The organism is Collinsella sp. D33t1_170424_A12, assembly GCF_015554865.1.
GTDB lineage: Bacteria > Actinomycetota > Coriobacteriia > Coriobacteriales > Coriobacteriaceae > Collinsella.
Window position 1 is genome coordinate 34,849 of the sequence record NZ_JADNJJ010000062.1, and the last position, 16,874, is coordinate 51,722.

General features: G+C 58.2%; 16 protein-coding genes. 4 read left to right on the plus strand and 12 right to left on the minus strand.

Annotated elements, in window-relative coordinates:
• Positions 1-49: 49 nt before the first annotated feature.
• The 6 genes from I2E26_RS03145 to I2E26_RS03170 form a co-directional block, all read right to left on the minus strand.
• Complete coding sequence (locus tag I2E26_RS03145) at positions 50-583, minus strand: hypothetical protein (protein WP_033500213.1); 534 nt, start codon at positions 581-583, stop codon at positions 50-52.
• Positions 584-784: 201 nt separating this feature from the next.
• On the minus strand, positions 785-1,573 hold the full coding sequence (locus I2E26_RS03150; protein ID WP_033500214.1) for an ATP-binding protein: 789 nt from the start codon (positions 1,571-1,573) through the stop codon (positions 785-787).
• Between the two features lie 14 nt (positions 1,574-1,587).
• On the minus strand, positions 1,588-2,103 hold the full coding sequence (locus I2E26_RS03155) for a hypothetical protein (RefSeq protein WP_096227027.1): 516 nt from the start codon (positions 2,101-2,103) through the stop codon (positions 1,588-1,590).
• 5 nt (positions 2,104-2,108) lie between these two features.
• Complete coding sequence (locus I2E26_RS03160) at positions 2,109-2,288, minus strand: hypothetical protein (protein WP_195419574.1); 180 nt, start codon at positions 2,286-2,288, stop codon at positions 2,109-2,111.
• A gap of 152 nt (positions 2,289-2,440) precedes the next feature.
• Positions 2,441-2,659, minus strand: coding sequence for a helix-turn-helix domain-containing protein (locus I2E26_RS03165; protein ID WP_096227029.1), 219 nt, complete (start codon positions 2,657-2,659; stop codon positions 2,441-2,443).
• 535 nt (positions 2,660-3,194) lie between these two features.
• The gene (locus I2E26_RS03170) at positions 3,195-4,361 is read right to left on the minus strand and encodes a WYL domain-containing protein (protein WP_096227030.1); all 1,167 of its coding nucleotides are present in this window, start codon (positions 4,359-4,361) and stop codon (positions 3,195-3,197) included.
• 131 nt (positions 4,362-4,492) lie between these two features.
• Between I2E26_RS03170 and I2E26_RS03175 the strand changes: the two genes are divergently transcribed.
• Positions 4,493-4,717, plus strand: coding sequence for a hypothetical protein (locus I2E26_RS03175; RefSeq protein WP_096227031.1), 225 nt, complete (start codon positions 4,493-4,495; stop codon positions 4,715-4,717).
• Between the two features lie 106 nt (positions 4,718-4,823).
• Positions 4,824-5,414 (plus strand): hypothetical protein, encoded by a 591-nt coding sequence (locus I2E26_RS03180; RefSeq protein ID WP_195419575.1) that lies wholly within the window; start codon positions 4,824-4,826, stop codon positions 5,412-5,414.
• 278 nt (positions 5,415-5,692) lie between these two features.
• Here the strand turns inward: I2E26_RS03180 and I2E26_RS03185 are convergent, their stop codons facing one another.
• The 3 genes from I2E26_RS03185 to I2E26_RS03195 form a co-directional block, all read right to left on the minus strand.
• On the minus strand, positions 5,693-7,513 hold the full coding sequence (locus I2E26_RS03185) for a hypothetical protein (protein WP_123649856.1): 1,821 nt from the start codon (positions 7,511-7,513) through the stop codon (positions 5,693-5,695).
• Between the two features lie 880 nt (positions 7,514-8,393).
• Positions 8,394-9,863: a ribosomal protection-like ABC-F family protein gene (gene abc-f / locus I2E26_RS03190; RefSeq protein ID WP_195419576.1), complete on the minus strand. Its 1,470-nt coding sequence runs from the start codon at positions 9,861-9,863 to the stop codon at positions 8,394-8,396.
• Between the two features lie 261 nt (positions 9,864-10,124).
• The gene (locus I2E26_RS03195) at positions 10,125-11,411 is read right to left on the minus strand and encodes an MFS transporter (RefSeq protein WP_195419577.1); all 1,287 of its coding nucleotides are present in this window, start codon (positions 11,409-11,411) and stop codon (positions 10,125-10,127) included.
• Between the two features lie 837 nt (positions 11,412-12,248).
• Between I2E26_RS03195 and I2E26_RS03200 the strand changes: the two genes are divergently transcribed.
• Together I2E26_RS03200 and I2E26_RS03205 are read left to right on the plus strand one after the other, a co-directional pair.
• Positions 12,249-12,416, plus strand: coding sequence for a hypothetical protein (locus I2E26_RS03200; protein WP_157966984.1), 168 nt, complete (start codon positions 12,249-12,251; stop codon positions 12,414-12,416).
• A gap of 621 nt (positions 12,417-13,037) precedes the next feature.
• On the plus strand, positions 13,038-14,261 hold the full coding sequence (locus I2E26_RS03205) for an ATP-binding protein (protein ID WP_195419578.1): 1,224 nt from the start codon (positions 13,038-13,040) through the stop codon (positions 14,259-14,261).
• Between the two features lie 425 nt (positions 14,262-14,686).
• Here the strand turns inward: I2E26_RS03205 and I2E26_RS03210 are convergent, their stop codons facing one another.
• From I2E26_RS03210 to I2E26_RS03220, 3 genes are all read right to left on the minus strand, one after another.
• Positions 14,687-15,211, minus strand: coding sequence for a transposase (locus I2E26_RS03210; protein WP_229056370.1), 525 nt, complete (start codon positions 15,209-15,211; stop codon positions 14,687-14,689).
• Positions 15,212-15,639: 428 nt separating this feature from the next.
• Positions 15,640-16,335 (minus strand): hypothetical protein, encoded by a 696-nt coding sequence (locus I2E26_RS03215; RefSeq protein ID WP_195419579.1) that lies wholly within the window; start codon positions 16,333-16,335, stop codon positions 15,640-15,642.
• A gap of 2 nt (positions 16,336-16,337) precedes the next feature.
• A partial coding sequence (locus I2E26_RS03220; protein ID WP_195419580.1) for a hypothetical protein occupies positions 16,338-16,874 on the minus strand: 537 nt, incomplete at its 5' end.

Here is a 16,874-nt window from a genome sequence, read left to right on the forward strand (position 1 = left end):
TCCCTTCCAGTCGAGATGAAAAAGGGGCGCCTTCGCGCCCCGGTCGTCCCTATTCGGCCCCGACGGCCCTCTCGCGCGCCATTGGGGCGCGGGCTTCCTGCCCGGCGTGCGCGCGGCTCGCCTCGCGGGCGGACGCGGCGCGCTGCGCCAGCGGCTCGGGCGCCTTCTCGTGCAGATGGGCCCACTCGCCGCTGCGGCACTGCTCCGGCGTCGCCTCGCACATGTCGCGCATGGCGCGCTCGAACCGCTCGGGCTCCTGGGCGATGGCGCCGAAGCTCCAGCTCTCGAAGCCGGTCCACGCGTCGCCGTCGCGCTTGAGCGTCCACCACTCGTCGCCGCCGTTCACCTGCTGGATGAACGCGAGGTCGCGGTAGCAGAACCCCTGGCGTATGGCCCAGTTGCCCGAGCCGAGCGCCTCGCGGAGCCTGTCGACGCTATCCGTGCGGGAGAACTCGTAGGGGTACTCCTCGAGGAACGGGTCGTCCTGCCAGTCGAAGCCGCCGACCTTGAGCCAGCCGTTCTCCTGGCACTTCTCCACGAGCCCGTCGTGCTCGCGGCCGGTTATCCTCTCGAAGCCGTCCATGGGCCCTCCGCCTTTCGTTTGTTGCTTGGCGGGCGGCGTCCTCGCGATGGGGGCACGGTGCGAGTCGGAGCAGGCGTGCGTGCCGGCGCGTCGGCGCCGCCCAAGACGTGTATAGCGATTTCGATTGCGGCGGGCATCGGGGCCGCCTGCGATGGGTCGAGCTGGGTCGAGCCGTCCGCGCCTCCACGGGAAGCGCACAAGCTAGCCGAGGCGGCGCCTGTCCCTTCCGCCCAGGTAGACGGTCCTGCAGGTCTGGGAGATCCTGCTCGCGATCGCCTCTGCCGTGACGCGCTCGCCGCGCCTTGCGAGCCTGTCCGCCAGCGCGCCCGGCGCGTAGTTCGACGTGACGATGGTCGGGCGCATGTCCTCGTAGCGCGCATCGAGCACGCTGAACACGGTGCCGACGGACCATTCCGTCGCGTCCTCCTTGCCGAGGTCGTCGAGCACGAGGACGTCGCACTTGGCGTACCGCGCGACGGCGGCCTCGGTGCCGCCCTCGTCGAACGTGGCCTTCACGCGCTCGAGCATGCCCTTGGCCGTCGTGAAGGCGACGTCGTAGCCGGCCTCGGCGAACAGCCTGGCCATGGCGGAGGCGGCGTGCGTCTTGCCGGCGCCGACGCCCCCGTGTATGTAGAGCCCGGCGCCCCCGTTGCCCGCGAACGAGGCGATGTACTCGGCGAACTCGGGGCGGTCGGCCTCGGCGGCCCAGTAGCGCCTGGGGATGCCCGCGCGCGAGAGCGCCTTCTCCCGGCGGGCGGCCTCCTCCTTGGCGGCGAGGGCCGCGCGCCTTCGCGCCTCGGACTCCCGCTCGCTGGCTGCGCCCTCGCACGGGCAGGGGGCGGCGGAGACCCAGGCGACCCTGCCCGCCAGCGCCGCGCCGAGCGGATCGAGGGCGGCGCCGCAGTGCGGGCACGCCCTCGGCTCCGGCTCGTCGAAGGAGAGCCCGGCCGCACGGGCCTGCTCCAGGGTGATGAGTCCCGCTCGGTCCATCGGGCGCCCCTTCCTTATCTTCTGAAGTCCTTGTTGTCCCTTTTGCTTATTGGGTGGCATATCGTCAGGGGTTTCCCTGTCATCTCGTCAGGGGTTCGGGCTGCGAACCCTGACGGTTCGTCACCCTTGTTCTCGGCGAACCCTGTCATTTCGTCACCCTTTCGCGCCGGGAACCCTGACGAATCGTCAGGGGTTGCCAGCGCTCCGGGCGGCAGCCTCTCGCGCACGATGCGGTACCGCTTGGTGGCGTGCCCGCGCGCCGGGGCGTGCACGCCGCATTCCTCGATGAGGCCCCGGTCGAGCAGGTCGCGGATGGCGCGGTGGACGCTGCGCTCCTGCACGTTGAGGAATCGTGCCAGGCCACCCTTGCTCTCGAAGTAGCCGCACCCGGCGTCGCAGAAGCCGAAGATGCGCGCGTAGACGAGCAGGGGAAGGCCGGAGAGGCCCAGGTCCGCCATCATGAAGTGCCGTACCGCCGTGAACTCGCGCGGGGAGGGGCCGTCGCGTCCCCTCGGGCCTGCGGCTGCCATCGGCGCTAATCCCTTCTGGGCGAGCCGACGATGCTGTTCCGCTCGACCCATGCGACGAGCTCGTCGTGCAGAACGATGCCGTCGCGCGTCTTGCCGCCGATGTAGCGGATCGGGAACGGGTCGTCGGGGTCCTTGGCGAGCCGGTACGGTACATTGCGTCGCGGCTGATGCGCAGCATCGCGCACGCCTCGTCGGCGCCGAATATCGCGTTGGTCGATGCGATGAGCCTCACCTGGCTCCTGCTAATGCTCTTGGTCATGGTCGTCCTCGAGCTCCTTTCGTCTCGAGGCTCCCTCGCGTGCCCGGCCGCGGGCGGCTCCCGGGGCGGTCGCCGCCGTCATTTCCTGCCGCTCCTCGACTCGATGTAGGCGTCCACTGACGCCCTCGACACCAGGAGCTTCCTTCCGAGCCTGTACGAGTCGATCTCTCCCGACCAGATGAGGTCGTACGCCTTGTTTCGGCTCGCCCTCATGTACTCCTGCATCTCGATCACCGTCATCCATTCGTCCCGATCTCGGCTTCCCTCGGGCGCGGCGCATTCGGCTGTGCGTGCCATGGTTCCTCCAATCTTCCCGTGCGGCACCGCGCGAGGACACCGCACGACACCGTGTGCCTTTTCGTCTGCACGACGATTGAACCGCCTGATGGCGATTGGTGAGCACGGCAGGAGCGGAGACGGGTCGAAGTGGGTCGAGCTGGTCGTGCCTTCACGAAACGGCCATGAGCCGCGTGCCTTAGCTCGCGGCTAAGTCCCTGAAAAGTAAAAGGCACCCATGCGGGCGCCTGCCTAGTAGCTGGAGTTGTTCGGTTGTGGTCGGAATGCTCGTCTTCCGCGGTGCTGTCGTCCGGGGTCCGGCATCTGTCGTTCGCCTCTTCTGTCGTGTTTGATGTTGCGTGTTCTGCGAGCGACCTTGTGCAGGTTCTTCAACCCGTTGCCCCAGGTGCACCCGGATAAATGGTACCCATCCGTTGGGACACGACCTGCTGTGGTTGTCATTTCGGACGAATGGGAGCAGACGAACGGCGCGAGGATGCGAGCCGAATTCGAGTTAGTCAATATTGGCTTTTGAATCGGACCGATTGGGATTGCCTCATTGCCGGCAGCTCTTCGAGTCCAATCGTGAAATAGCTGCATCCAGTGCGGCTTTGTAGCCCTCTGATGCTGCTTCGTAATCTTGGATATAGGATTCTAGGTCGGAGGCGACGGCATTCGGGAAGCTCTCGACCCACCGTTTCCCCTTAGGCTTCGCCAGCCTCACCGCGCCGTCCATCCCGAATAGCCACCTGTAAAAGGTCGGAGACGGCATCACGCTGACGCAGGCGTAGCCGATGACGTTTCTTTCGTCGCTCTCGTCGATGTGACAGAATTTGAGGTCGTGGCCGAACCTTTCGTAAACGTACTTGGCATGAGTGCCGGATACTTCCAGGAACAGCTTTCTGGCGGTGCCCGAGCCGAACATGTCGACCCGCTGGCGCGTGTCCGCGACCACGCGCGTCCTCAGCGCCTCTACCTTATCCCGATCCGACACCGGTTTTCCTGTGATAACTAGGTCTGTGATGTCGTCTAGTCGATGGAAGTGGGGGATGGGAAAGCCGCTTTCATCGAGATGCATACTCTCGAGATAGTAACGGCCGAAGCTGAACACGATCGCAACCGGGTCCTCCTCATAGAACCCGACTTTTACGGTGGGTCCGCTCATCAGGTGAACCTGCTTCTTGAAGGCGACCTTTTCGTTCATCCGGATTGCTCGGGATACGGCATGGAGGACGCCAAAAAACATATCAGTGTCTTTACCGGCTTTGCGGTCGACAAACACGGTTTCTATGCTTTCGTCAACGTCGTAGTCGGAGGAGAAAACGAGCACCTTCGAGGAAATTGCTTCCTTCTGCGCCTCGCCGATGAAGGAGCTTGTCCCCACTACGTCGGAAATCAGGATTGCCTCCTCGGATGACAAGGGCTTGTTTATAGCTCTGAACCCAATGTTCTCACCGTGGCTTGGTATCGCTACGCGGATTCCCATTGGCATGCTTTCGCTTATCTGGTGGAGGTCCTTGAGAATGGCATTCTCCGACGTCGGCCTCTCGGAGCAAATGCCTATGACGCGCGCGATTTCCGATGCGGATATGCCCGTCCTCTCATCGGTGAAGCGGACGAGGAGGTCGAGAACGGACAGGATCCTGCTTCTCGATGTGCCGCTCGCCGCGAATCCGGCTTCCTTTAACTCGGAGATCTCCTCCTCGGTGAATGTCCTAGACATTGCAGGTCCTCCATAAACAGCTTTATTGCCTATGAAATTGTAGGCAATCCAAACCAGTCAGAGGAGACGAAATTCCGATGACGGTTGAAAATAAGGGTCGAAGCAATGGAAGAGAGAGTAGGGAGCCAACTATGAACGACGCCGGACGGGCGGTGAACGCCCCGACGATTTCGTCAGCCGATGCCGTAGCGGAGGCGGCGTGCGATAACGGAAGGAGGATCCTCGGCTTTTCGCCGGAGCAGCTGATCGCCGCTTGCGGTCTGGCCTTGATGGGCATCGCTGTTTTAGTCGGGTCGAACTACAGCCTCTCTATCGCCAAAGGTGATTTCAGGCTTGATCTGCGCCCTGCGTGCTAGGCGATGCACCCACGCGGAAGCAACAACCGCTGTTGTGGGACGCGGCGTCGTCGACGCGTGACGCGCCCCAAGGAATTAACTCTCGATTCGAATGATAGGAGACGATATGGAATGCAATGATTTCCCCGAAGTTGGCACCAGGTTGACGTACGGGGAGGCGATCCCCGTTTACGATCGCTTCGAGCGGTCGATGCTCGAGAAGGCGTACGGGGCCGGGCTCCTGCCCGCGGTGGGGCTGTACGACCTGCTCTGGCAGCTTGAGTCGCTCGCGCAGAAGTTCGGAATCGAGGGCAAGGGGGCCTTCTCAAGGCTCAAGAAGGAGATTCGGTCGTTTTCGAGCGAGAGGACCGCTCTGGCGAACGGGGTGAACGGCGAGAGGTTCTACCTTTTGCAGAACCAATCGGCGCTCAAGCAGCATGATGAGACTCATCTTTTCAAGGTCGGAATCGACGGAAACAAGCTTGCTGATGACCTCGACGAAGCTCTCGAGCTGCTTTCGAAAGAGGCCTCAAAGAGCGACGAGTACGGCGATACGTATTCGCGCGACTGGATGGAGCGAGCTTCCGACAAGCAAGAAAAAGACCCTTTCTTGAAATGGGCCGGAATCGGGTTTTGCGCGATGATGGTCTGCCTCGGAATCTCGATGCTCGTCCATTCGGTCTTCCAGATCGGCTTCTGCTCCAAGTGGTTTCTCTGATGCGGAAGCTGGCAACTAGGACGACCGTCGTTCAGGTCATCAACTCATAGACGCGTCAACGTGGGGCTTCTCGTTTCGTCGATAGATGACGGAGATGTTTGACCTGCGAATTTGCCACCAGCGTGCAAGCCACGGCGCTGCCTCACCTGCGGTTACGGACTGGTGGCTTGCGCCCGGGAAGGCATGAACCCTACGGACATTCCTCGCGCTCCCGCCCTTAAAACCGGCCACGATGGTCTTTAGGGCGGGAGCGCGAGGTCCACGCCCTGGGTTCGAAGTCACTCTGCGCTCGTGTCCCCAAGGTAATTTCCGTCTCTGTAGATGACCTTTTGAGGCCCCATGAGCTTCAGCCCCTCACCGCAGATAATCAGCATCCCTTGTTCAACCAATGAGGGAAGACGGTCAGTTGGGTACGAGATATCGTAACGCTTATGCGATCCGATTCTCTTGAAGTACACACCCGAGAACGATTGGGCTTTTCCATATCGGTCGGGATCGGATTCTTCGTCGTCGGGGCAAGCAAACAAGGCGGCCTCGGGGGAATCGTCGCCATCGAGATAAAAAACGGGAAACTCAAGAGGATTGCCTTTAGGAACGGCCGCCGATGCCACGTAGTTGCAGAGCTTCCACTCCTCGCTTTTCTGCACGCAATCGCTTTCGATGCCGAGGAGGCTTCGCATTTCAGTATCGATGCTGTAAGAACCTAGGACTAAGTAGAAAGCCAAGAGGACTGACGACCGGGCGCTTTCCATCTCGGTCCAATCGTAGAGATTGTCTTTGTGAGCAATGCCGTTCCTCATCGTTCGAGCGCTTTGGAGTGCGCGAATTATCGACTCGTACGTATCCTCGCTTATCGCCGTATCGAGAAGGTCTTCATTGCGGCTGTACAGCTGCTGCTTCTCGCAAACATAGTCGCCGAAGAACCTTGTGAGCCTACCGAGGTCTAAGACATATTCGAAACCATCCGTGAAAAGCTCATCGTTGATTTCGATTTCTCCGTCCTTGACTTCTATGTGTCGCGATTTGTCGGGAACGCCATCTCTTTTCGCAGGCAGGTAGTAAGGGTTTTCTCCGAGCTTTTTGCCGTAGTAAATACGCCTACTCTTCGATTTCGAAGTCTTATGTATGGCGTAAAGAAATCTGTACAGGAATTGTTCGAGCGATTTGAAGTACTCCAACGCGATGGGGGCGAAATCTATGCATCCTGCATGCGTTAAAGAATCCCTTAGCCATTCTGCGGTCTGGAAGCTTACTGCGAAATCCGTGTCACCGGTCAACGCCGAGTATCTGCCGTCTACGACAAAGCTCTTGTCTATGGCCATTCTCTGTTCGGACCCCAATTCCACGTCTGGTTTGTAGCCGATCAGACGGTCTCGGATGTCTCTCCTGAAATGGCCCATGCGCAAATGGTTAAGCGATTTGGTTATGCTCAAGCCATAGTAGGAACGCGCTTTCTGCCTAAGCTCAACCACAGCCTCCTCGAATTTGTCGAACTCCTCTTGTGGAAAGAACAGGCGGAAGAACTCTTTAACCGAGATGTAGGGCGTAGCGTCCTTCACCGACTCGTAATTGAGAACCTCCCTCTTCGCTCCGTCCATAACCAAAGAGACGTAGGTGATTTTCGATACCCCAAAGTTTTCCCTCAGCGAATCCTCAAGCTCTTTCGGGAGACTCTGGTCTAATCCAGGTTCCTTGAATACAAAAACGCTCGGGGAGCCATCGACATCCACCTTGATTATGCGGACCACCCTCTTGCTCGCTTTGAGGACGGTCGGCCCGGCTAGGCCGTCTTTTGGGAGATATTGGTAAGCATCGCTTCTGCGAACGCGGGCACGTAGTGTTATGTATCCATATTCTGTAAGAAGCATGGAAATCGACTCGCAAATCAGTCGATACATGCACTCATTGGCTCTGTCCATGATGAAGGTATAGTTAAGCCGTTCGGACCCTGAGACATTGCATAGATTTTCAGGTATTAAAGAGGTTCCTCCCCTCGACTCGGAATAGCCGCTTTCATCCCTCCAGCCATCTCGAATTTTCTTCAACTCGCTTAAGCCTTCTCCAAGAAGGAATTCTTTGTAGATCGGTTCGCTATTCATCCAATACCTCGTTTTCTCTGCGTGTTTACAGCCTTGCACGAGCGAATTGCTCCCATAGGCGTATCGCGGACCGCATATGAAAAAGGAGGCTACGGAGGCGGGCCAAAAGTGCTGGCTCGGGCCATGCCGCCGTCACCTATATTTTCAGGCTCCATTGCCTGCGTTGGATGGCATTATCTCACCGCGTTGCCTCGGGAGCCATCCCGTGCGGCGGACAAAGGCAAACCCAGGGGCAGTTAGTGGAGAAGCCGCTATTAGGCCCCTAATCGCGAAAGCGGTTCAACTCATGAGTAAGCCACCTGAGACTACTCACTTTTCCCACGAATGGCGAAGGGTCGCGACCTGGGGTTTTGCAAATGGCGCGCAAACCACCCGCGCTGATTCACTTACGATTGCAGCTGGCGGCTTGCGGGTTAAAGGGCGGTTGAGTTTCAAAACGGGCGCTTTCGGCGCTATTGAGCCTCCAAAGTCGGCCCGCTGCACTCTTTGGGACAAAAATAAAAACTCAAAGCCCTGAGTTCGAAAAAAGTATTTGAAGTTGTCCCGACTTTTGTCCCCGAAGCCGACGAAGCGCGACATGGCGTTACCTGGCGGCACTCGATTCGAGACGGCACCGAAAACTGGATGCAACTGGAATGACGGGACATCAGAACTGCTGCCATCGAGTGGGAGTAGGACGACAGGGTTCTGACCTGCGATTTTGAGTGCCGCACTATGCCGCTGAGTTTCGTTTCGTACGAGAGTCATGACAAAGCCACCAGCGACGGAGATGAGTAAAAGCGATTAAAGAGCCTCCGTTCCCTGCGTTGGGACGGAGGCTCTTTCTTTGCCGTTTTACTCCCTTGTCTCCGTTCGGGGATTATTTCTTGCTCATTTAGGGCTATTCGCGCTGAAAGATTTTGACTAGCTTGGTGTCCTTTATTTCGTAGACAATGTCTGCGACGTTCTCGACCAGCCTCTTATCGTGGGAGACGAACACTATCGTTCCGGCATAGGCGCTCATCATCTGCTCGAGGGCTTCGGCGCTCTTGATGTCCAGGTAATTTCCAGGCTCGTCCATGAGCAAGATGTTGTATCTGCCCAGCAGCATCTTCGCGAGTAGCAGCTTGATGACTTCGCCTCCCGAGAGAACGCCAACGTCCTTTGTCAGGTCGCGCGGTCCGATTCCCATAGAGGCGAGGATGCCTCGAATTTCGGTCATGCTGTACTCGCAACCATCCTGCATGAACGAGATCGCAGACTGACGGGCGTCGAACTTGTAGCCTGTTTGCTCGAAGTAACCGATCTCTGCCTTGGGAGAGATGTTGATACCGTCGGCGCGTCGAGCGATTGCCTTCAGCAGGCTGGTCTTTCCTGTACCGTTGCCACCGGTGATGGCCACTTTGGCACCGAGCGGTATCTCGAATTTCGCGTGGTCATAGAGCATGCAGTTGCCGAAGCTCAAGCTGAAATCGTCTGCCGAGATGGGAAATTTACTATGCAGTTCCAGGGCCTTGCTCTGGCGGAACCGCACGGCGCGAATGCTATCTGGGGCCTCAATCCCTTCGAGCGCTTCGAGGCGCTTCTCCATGTCCTTAGCCGCCTGGTACATCCTCTTCTGTTTGGTGCCGGTTGCTTTCTGATGCCCCAATCGACCTGCATACTCGTTGCTTTTTTTCGCAGCCTTCCGCTTGGCGTCGACCTGCCGTGCTTTTTTCCGTTGTTTTTCGATGGCGGCTTCGAGGCGATCGCGCTCGCGCATCGCCTCTTCGTATCGAGTCGCCTGAGCTTTGCGCTCTTCTTCTTTCTGTCGCAGATAGTCGGAGTAGTCACCCCAGAATTCGGAAATACCGCCGTCTTTGAGCTCCCAGATCTTGTCTACCACCTGGTCGAGAAAATGACGGTCATGGCTCACGATGAGCAGAGCCCCATCAAATGTCTTGAGTTGTCCGACGAGAAGGCGGATGCCGTCTTGGTCGAGGTGGCTCGTAGGCTCGTCGGCGAAGATCGCGCTTGCATGCTGGGAGAGTGCAGAGGCAATCTTGGCGCGTGTTTCCTCCCCGCCGCTCATCGTCTCCTGCGCCACTCCGGCGACGTTGAGACGGGAGAGCATCTCACCACTGTCCTGAGCCGCATCAAGGTCGAGTTCATCGAGTTGGCCGATGAGGGCAATGCTGCCGAAGCGCCTGACGTCGGCGTCCGCAATGGTAAGATTGCCGCTCAGAATTTTAAGCAGGCTGGTTTTGCCTGCGCCATTGTCTCCCACCAAGCCGATGCGATCGTAGGAATAGATTTCCAACTCTTCGATATCCAGGATATCGCGGCCGGCATATTCCAAAAAGATGTCTTTAGCTTTGACTATGAGTTCCATAGGTTGAACCGCCTTTTGTGTATTAGCCTTTTACTGGAAGCGCAGCCATGCCAAAAAAGATTGCTCACGTCGATTTTTCGCCTTTGCCCAATTGCCGGCGCGAGCGTTTTGACCTTGCGCAAGCCGGCAAATCCGAAAATGATAGTTGGCGACGAATAAGGAGCGCGATGTGGGATGTCGGCGCAATACCTCGTCGTCGCAAGGGCTTGAAGGCTGACGCGTGAACCGATGGCTGCCGCCTCTTTTTTTCGAATACTTGGGCTATTGAATCCGCCCGGTATCTCTTTTCCCCACGTTTCGGACGCTCGGAGCAAGCAGCATAGCCATCGCAAGCAGTACCATGGTCGCTCCAGAGCCGACGAACCATAACGGAGCTCCAAGCAGATCCGCAAAAACGGAGGGGGCCGCGAGGCCCATGGGCATGGCCCACGCCATGATGGTTCCGTAGAGGCCGAAAACGCGGCCTAGGTACTCAGGAGGTATCTGCTCCTGCATAAGGGCAGTCTGGGTTCCCGCGTACAACGGGGAGCATGCGCCCATAAGAAAGCTCGCCGGTAGGAAAACGGCGAACAGCGACGGGCCGATCAATCCGGATGCGATTGCGACGACGCCGAAGCCGGCGATCGCGGCGACCATGGTGAGCGACCTATTGCGGAACCCTCCCGTGGCCGCCAAAATGCCGGACCCAGCCAGCATGCCTGCGGAGAAAAGGACCTCCACCAAAGCAGCATCCCCCGTGCTACCGCCAAAATGTCCCAAGGTCATTATTGGGAACAATGCCGCGAGTGGGGAGAACGCGAAAGCGAAGACGAACCCGCACCAAAGAAGGGCGAACAGCCCCCTGTATCCCCTGATCAGCTTGTAGCCGTCCGAAATCTCAGAGAAAAGTTCTCGAACTTTATTGGAAAAGGACGAGCTGCGGTCGGCTTCGTCGAGTCCTCCTGCGTCTATCTGAGCGGCGAGGACAGCTAGAGAAGCGAAAAGCGCCCCCAGCACGTCGAGGGCAATCATGGCGGTAATGCCCGCCACAGGATAAATCACTGCCGCGAGCGCGGCGCCAAGAATGTATCCGGCGGACTGAATCGCCTGCATCACTCCCGATAGGCGAACGAGATGCTCTGGCGGGGCGAGATGGGGCGTGAGGGATTGGGAGGCCGGCGTGTAGAACGAAGTGCCAGCTGCGCGGAGAAACAGGGCGATGAGTATTGACCACGCAGGTAAGCTGCCGGCCAACGAGGCAATCGCCAAGGCGGCGCCTACCGCGGCAACGAAGAGGTCGGCGCCGATGAGAACACGTTTCAAAGGCAGCCTGTCGACAACGGCGCCCGCAAGGACTCCGAACAAAGCAATCGGCAGAAAGCCTGCTAACGATGCCAGGGAGAGGAGGGAAGATGATTCTGTCGTGAGGGCGATATGCCAAATGAGACCCATTTGGAGAATCGAGCTCGTCAATGTCGACACGAGCTCCCCACCCCATACGAAACAAATCTTAAATTGCCATGAATGGCACAGCGAAACAGACCTGCGCCGAGAGGTTTCAAATATCATGGTTATGTCCAATCGTGAAATGGCGTGCAGAAAAACAGCGCGACGCCACAACAGCGCCGCTTTCTAGGCGCTCATCCACGTGCGGAAAAGACCAACCACGACACCCCTCCTTTGTTAATTCGGTCTGGCATACCATGTAATATTAACGAGGCTTGAGTTTGCCTGTCAAGAATCGACCATCGGAAAGGGCAATCCTCTCTGGCCATTCGATTCCTTTTGTATCTTTGGTTGCATAGGTGACCCGCCAGGGCTATTACGCGTGGAAGAGGCGCCTGCCGAGCTGGCCGATGAGGCGCTGAAGATGGCCCTGGTCAGGCGAAACGATCCCAAGGGATGCGTACATCATTCGGATAGTAAGAATGTTGCCAGCAGGTTTTGCGGCAACCGCAAAGGAGCCGTATCCTGCAGCTGGAATCACGTTGCAGCATCCTGACCCGCATTCCGATTGGCGGACGGCCCGCTTCGGCATCCTGACCAGCACAGCGATCGAGCCTTGTCATTCCTTGGATATGCCGGTTGCTCGGGGCGGTCCCGACGGAGGCCCTCGCCTCCCCGGTCCGTGACCCAAGAAGGGCAAGCATGCTGATCTGCATGGCTGGTTCCTCCTTTATGTAGACGACCATGCAAAGAAGGGACAACCGAGGAGGCAGGTTACTGATGCGGGCTCCCGCACGCCCATGACTACCCGACGGGCTGTTTTTCATCTCCGATGCCCGCATTGCAGCATGAACGAATGTGCCTCGACATCTCTGCTGGCATGGTACGACTGGGATCGCACCTCGACGCATCCTTGCGCATACTGCCTTCCAAGTTTCGAAACCGGGAAGGAAAGTGTATGTGAGCGACGATATCGGCGCCGATTCGACGCTCGAGAGGGAGATTGCGCCGATTCTATCCATCGGGGATGCATTCCCGAAGATTCTCATCACTCGCACGAGGCATGAGCCCCATACCCGGGAGGGCGTGCTCGTGCTGAATTTCGCGAGGTGGCTGCTTGGCGGGTAGGGTTCTGAACGTCGCATTGGGATATCGCGCGACAGGGCACGCAGGGCTGTTTGTGCCCGCACGGGAAACGCCGTCGCCATGCGGGCGGCCTGTCGTGTCCGATTAGCCTTTTGCTAAACAGGCTTACGCCAACTCATGGGCAAGCCACCTGAGACTATTCACTTTGCTTATCGTTGACAAAGACCTGTGGCCTGCGGTTTTGTGAACGGCTCGTAAGCCACCCGCGTCGACTCACTTACTGTTGAAGCTGGTGGTTTGCAGGCTCAAAGGCGGTTGAGTTTCAAAACGGGCGTTTTTCGGCGATATCGAGCCTCCAAAGGCGGCTCTCCGTGCCCCTTGGGACAAAAATAAAAACTCAATACTCTGAGTTTGAAAATGGTTTTTGAAGTTGTCCCAGCTTTTGTCCCCGAAGCCGATGAAACGCGACGTCGCGTCATTCAGCGGCACTCACTTCGAGATGCCGCCGAAAACTGGGTGCAACTGGAGTGACGAGACGGCAAAACTATAACCACCGAGTGGGAATAAGGTTTAAGGAGCCAACTTCTGAAAAATCATAAATATTAGTGCCTTAACTGACAATTATCGCCTCCTCTGATAAGCTAGGCAGAGGAGGCGATCTACATGAAACTGTACCATCGCGAGCAATATCTGCAAAAGATTCGACCGTTCTACGATGACGACCTGATCAAGGTGATCACGGGTATCCGCCGCTGCGGCAAATCGTGCCTCATGGCAACGATTGCCGAAGAACTGAGAGGCCGCGGCGTCGAAGACAAGGACATCGTCTACCTCGACCTCGATAAGCGCGGTAACCGCTCGATAAAGACGCCTGAGCAGCTGGAGGAAAAAATCGAGTCGCTTCTGGCTGACAGCGACTTCAAATACCTCTTCATCGATGAGGTGCAGAACGTCCGAGACTACGAGGACGTCGTGAACGCCTACAACTCGGATGGCGGCTTCTCGATATTCATCACAGGCTCCAACTCGTATCTGCTGTCTGGCGAGCTGATGACCAAGCTCACGGGCCGATACGTGGAGTTCGAGATGTTCACCCTGTCTTTTTCCGAGTTCCTCGATATGAAGAGGTTCATGGGCAAGGTGGTCGGTGACGCGCGAATCGAATTTGACGAATATCTGCGCTATGGCGGGTTTCCTCGGTCTCTGGAATACGAAGATCCCGAGGCAAAGGCTCACTACATCGAGGATGTCGTTGGGCAGATTGTCGACAAGGACATCAGGTCCCGAAACAAGATCAGGAACATCGATACGTTCAGCCGTGTCATGACCTACGTCATCAACAACTACGGTGCGCCAACGAGCCTCACCAGCCTTCATGACTATTTCACCAAGACGGAGCGCATTGCCGTCGAGCGGCGGACGATCGCCTCCTACATCCAGATGCTCGTTGATGCCAAGGTGCTCTACAGATGCGAGAGATTCGATCTTAAGTCCCGCAAATCGTTGCGTGGCGAGGAGAAGTACTACCTTGCGGATCCGGGTATCTATTTTGCGCGCAACGTCGATGTCCGGTTGAATTACGGGCCCTCGTTGGAAAACGCCTTGTACATCTATCTCCGCTCGAGGGGATATAAGCTATCCATAGGCCGCATCGGGAAGCTGGAGTGCGACTTCATCGCCCGCAGGCGCAACGCCTATGCCTACATCCAGGTTTCGATGACAATTGCCGATAGGAACGTGGAAGAGCGTGAGTACAGGCCATTCGGCTACATCAGGGACGGGTATCCGCGATATCTTTTCACACTTGATCCCCTACTGCAGGAGAGAGAAGGCGTCAGGCATCTTAACATGGTGTCGCTTATGAAAGATAACGACGACCTTATTTGAGCGACGGCCGGATTTCTTTGCTTCTCGGTGCATGAGTGACGTGAGCATAAAATGAGGACAATTGATTCACTTGGAATCGGCAGGCCGAGAACTCGTGTTGAAGTTAATGAGCTTTTGACCAGCGGCTCCTGTTGCTGAATGGGAATAATTGTTGATGTCAAATCATATCAATTAGCGAGCTGTCACACCCCTTGAGAGAATCTTGCTCAAGGGGTGTTTTTGTACTTGCCGCAAATAAGATTGCCTTAATTGCGTGGGCATGACTCAGGAGGCTGGCGTCAAAACAGAATCGGTTCGCCAACGGCTTACGGGTTGAAAAGACGCTCTCATCTGCAGCTTTTCCAACAGCCATGACACAGGTACCGTCAAGAGTCTTGCGCACTTTCCGACAGCCCCATAGGCCTGCCATCCGGTACGGCAACTCATCAAGCAGCGTCACGTCCAGGTAGCGCCTCGATCCCCACTCGCTCTCCGTGATGTACTTGAGCCTTGTGATGACGAGCATGAGCACCGACTTCCCGTCCGGGAAGGTGCCCACCACGCGCGTTCGCCTGCGGACCTCGCGGTGGGCCGTCGTCGTTGACGCCGATGGCGACCATGGCGGCGACGCTCTCGTAGGAGCCGCCCGCCGGGTACATCTCCATCATAGCCTCCTCAACGCTCGACTCGCGCCTGCGGTAGCGCTCGATTATCGCGGTCGTGAAGCGCGCGTTCTTGAGCTTGGGCATTCGGATCGTGGCCTCGCCGGACGATGTGGTGAGGCCGCGGTCGTAGCGGCCGGCGCGGTGCGCCTCTCGCTCGGCGGTGCGCTCGTAGCGCCCGACCCCGCCCAAGTCGTCCGCCTCCGCTTCGAGCAGGCCGTTCAGCGTATCCTCGGCCGCCTTCCTGATCAGCTCGCGTAGATCGGACCTAAGGCTTTCCTCGTTCAATGTTACGATGGGTTCGGGCATGGCCAACCTCCAGTATGTTTCAAGAATAGACAGCTCGAATCATACCGAGGCGGGCTGTGCCCTCCCTTCTATCTGGACGCTATTCTGCTGTCAAAGTGCGCAAGAAAGAGTGCGTTACCCCGCTCGTCTTCCGCTGTGCCGTATTCCGGAGTCCGGCATTTGTCGTTCTCCTCTTCTGTCGTGTTTGATGTTGCGTGTTCTGCGAGCGACTCTGCGCAGGTTCTTCAACCCGTTGCCCCGGGTGCACCCGGATAAAGGGTACCCATCCGTTGGGACACGGTCTGTTGCGGTTGGCGATTCGACTGAGCAGGAGCAGATGAACGGCGGGGACATGCGCAAAAGAATTCCCTTGCAAGGCTAGGTTCTTCTCCGCCATTACTAGATGGAGAATCCCCAAAGACGGCGCGTCGCGCCGCGGGCGGACCTTCTTATTGAGCGGAACAGGGAGGGGATTGGATCGTCCTCTTTTCGGGTGAGCCGCTTCTCGTCCCCCGAAGTAGGATGGCATCGTCGGTTCCGAGGATGTAGCTCCAGTAGAAACCGTCGTAGACCATCCACAGACTTTCTCCGTGATCGCTGTAACGGGCGCCTTCGCCGATGGTGGCGTAGGGCGCAAGCCTAGCCGCGGCAACTCTGAATCTGGCGGCGGGAAGGTCGCGTCTCCTGGGGGTGTACTCGATTTCGCACCAACCCGTGACCAGTTCGCAGCGTATGTCGATGTTTTCCTCGAGAGCAGGCCCCCACGTCCAGAACCGTGCCCATGTCGCCTTCTTGCCGACGCCTCCCGCAATGGGCTCCTCCTTGGAGACGGGCGCGGGGAGAAAGCCCACCTTGGGTTCGCCATCGGCGCCCGCGTCCCATCGGGCGTAGGCGAAGCGGCTCTCGTAAAGCTTTGCGATCTGTCCGCCTTTGCGTGCAGCGAAAAGGGGCTCGAACGCCTCCGCCTCCGCCTGCGGGACGTGATAGCCCCAAAGGTCGGGGCATGAGACCCCTGCGAGGCTCTCCGGCCCGCATTCAGTCGGGTAGAACATGCCGCCCGCCTGGGCCTGAAGCGCCTCGATTGCGTCGAGGACGGAGTCGTCTTCCCAAAACCAGTCGTCGCGCAGGCCCAGATACGCTCCCATAGCTATTTTTCTTGCCGTTTGGCGGGGAGGGGCTTGTCCCACTCGGCGGTATCGGGATTCCACGCTGCCTTGAAATCGCCGTCCATTCCCTCGCAGGTGAGGCGTACGTTCTCTGCGGAGGGTTCAGGCTCCAGGTCGAGGAAAACTCGGTTGCCGCCCCTGCCGGTATCAAGCTCGAAATCCAGGAAGAACGAGAATCTCGCGACTTCGAACCCGCCGCGCACGGCGAGAATCTCAGTGTCGCAGGCGGGCACGTTCTCGTAGCTGAACCTGAACTTTGGCGGGATGGCATGTGCCGGCAGCGCCTTGGAGAGGATGCCAGCGATGGCGTCGGCGATAATGCCGTCGTGCTCGTCGTGCCAGTCGCGGTTCTCCGGCGAGGCCTCGTCGTCGAACATCCCGTTCGCGGCAGCGTCCTTGCGGTGCCAGACGTCGTAGTCGAGGGCGAACGGCAACCCCTCGAACTTGTAGTCGTGGCGGCTCATGTCGAGCTTGAGGCCATGGGCCTCGGAGAGCAGCATGATGGCCGCGTGCAGGTC